Origin of the sequence: Aeromonas sp. HMWF014, from assembly GCF_963878295.1 — a bacterium.
Taxonomy (GTDB): domain Bacteria; phylum Pseudomonadota; class Gammaproteobacteria; order Enterobacterales; family Aeromonadaceae; genus Aeromonas; species Aeromonas popoffii.
The window spans coordinates 1-2,011 of the sequence record NZ_CAWNYS010000425.1 but is presented as its reverse complement, the minus strand read 5'-3'; the positions used below and the strand labels follow the sequence as shown (position 1 = coordinate 2,011).

General features: G+C 62.6%; 1 protein-coding gene. It reads left to right on the top strand.

What is annotated here, in order from left to right; all coding sequences use genetic code 11:
* The coding region (locus tag AAC083_RS16860) for an ssDNA-binding domain-containing protein (protein ID WP_441296522.1) at positions 1-2,011 on the top strand (2,011 nt) is incomplete at both ends.

The window sequence follows — 2,011 nt, the reverse complement described above, 5'->3', positions numbered from 1 at the left end:
GATCAATGAGGCTGTTGGCCCGGATGCCTCTCCCAAGTCCCGCGATGTGGCCACCCTCGATACCCGCAAGGAGAAGGCGGTGGCCGATCCCGAGCTCTTGCTGGCCGACTGGCGCGCCCGCCTGGATAAAGAGGGCTTTGACCTGCCCCTGTATCTGGCCAATGCCGATGAGCGCGCCAAGGACAGGCAACCTATCGAGTCCTCCCCCCAGGACATCCAGCATGCAGTGGGCCAGGCCATCTCGCTGCTCTCTGACAAAAAGGTGCAGTTCTCCTACTCCGAGCTCTTGGCAGCCACCATCAGCCAACTCCCGTCAGAGCCGGGGCTGGTCAATGCGGCCCGAGACGGCATTGAGCAGGCCCTCTCCCGTGAACGGCTGATCCCGCTGGACAAAGAGAAAGGAATTTTTACCTCCGACATTCACCTGCTCAATGAGCTGTCGGTCTCACAGCTTGCCAAGGAGCTCAATGCCCGCCCGCCTGTCGCTACCTTCCCGGCTCAGGCCCAGGCGCGCCACCGCCCTTATGCGGACGCCTACTCGGTATTGGCGCAAGACAAAGCCCCACTGGCTATCCTGTCAGGCAAGGGCGGGATGACCCAGACCATCGAGCGCCTGGAAGATGCAACGCTCATGGCCCGCGAGCAGGGGCGGGAGGTGATGATCCTGGCCAGCGACAACCGCTCGGCCCAGCTGCTTTCCCAAAGTGACACCCTGGCAGGCCACGTCGCCCCGCGCCATAACCTCAATGCGGATAGTGTGTTCACGCCCCACAGCACCCTGATTGTCGAGCAGGCAGAAACCCTGACCCTCAAAGATGCGGTATTGCTGCTCGAGAAGGCGCGCGCCAGCGATGTCCAGCTCCTGCTGCTCGATAGCGAGCGAAGAAACGGGGTGGGCAACGCCCTCTCGGTCATCAAACAGACCGGGGCCGCGGAGTATCGCTTCTACGACGCCCCCAAGATCCAGGCGTCGGTGGTCAGCGAGTCGGACAAGGCCCCGCGCTTTGCCGCGCTGGCCCACGACTACGTGACGCGCCTGCAGCAAGGCGAGCAGGTGGTCGCGCAAGTTTCTGGGGCTCGTGACCAGACCCAGCTTACCTGCGACATTCGCAGTGCCCTGCGAGATGCAGGCCAACTGCACGGGCCTGATGTCACCCTGAACGTCCTCTCCCCGGTCTGGCTCGACAGCAAGACCCGCCATCAGCGGGACACCTACCGCGCCGGCATGGTGATGGAGCAGTGGGACGACAAGAGCAAAACCATGCATCGCTACCGCATCGAGCAGGTGGCCGATAAGACCCACTCACTGGTGCTGGTCGGCGAGCAAGGGACGCGCCAGGTGCAAAAAGTGCGCGCCATAGACAGCAGCTGGTCACTTTTTGAGAGCCAGCGCATCGAGGTAGCAGCCGGCGATACCCTCAAGGTGCTGGGCCGTGAAGCACAGGGCGAGCTCAAAGCCCAGCAGACGCTGACCGTGACGTCAGTGGAGACCGGGCTCTTGCGCGTCGAGACGCCCACCGGGGAGCTCACCCTCCCCACCGACCGGGCACTGAAACTTGGTCACAACTACGTCACCGGCATCGGCAGCACCGCCCACAAAGAGGCCACCGTCCTGGCGGCGCTCAGCGCCAGACAGATGACCGGCACCACCCTCAACCAGCTGGCAAGAAGTGGCAACAAACTCCACCTCTACACCCCGCTCGCGCAAGACAAGGCCGAGCAGAAACTCAGCAGTTATCCGCAGTTTCAGCTGGCCAGCGAAAAGGTCAAAGCGCACGGCCAGAGCGAGCAACTCGATACCGCCATGAAACACGCCACCGACAGCCTCTTTACCCCGGCAGAGCAGGCCATTCACCTTGGTCTGGCTCATGTGGAAGCCAGGGGCATCGTCTTTAGCACCCCGGACTTGCTCAAATCAGCACTCGACTTTGCGCCATCCACCCCCGTTGAGGCCATCTCTACCGCCATCGAAATGAAATTGGCGCAAGGTGACCTCATGCCCGTACCAAAC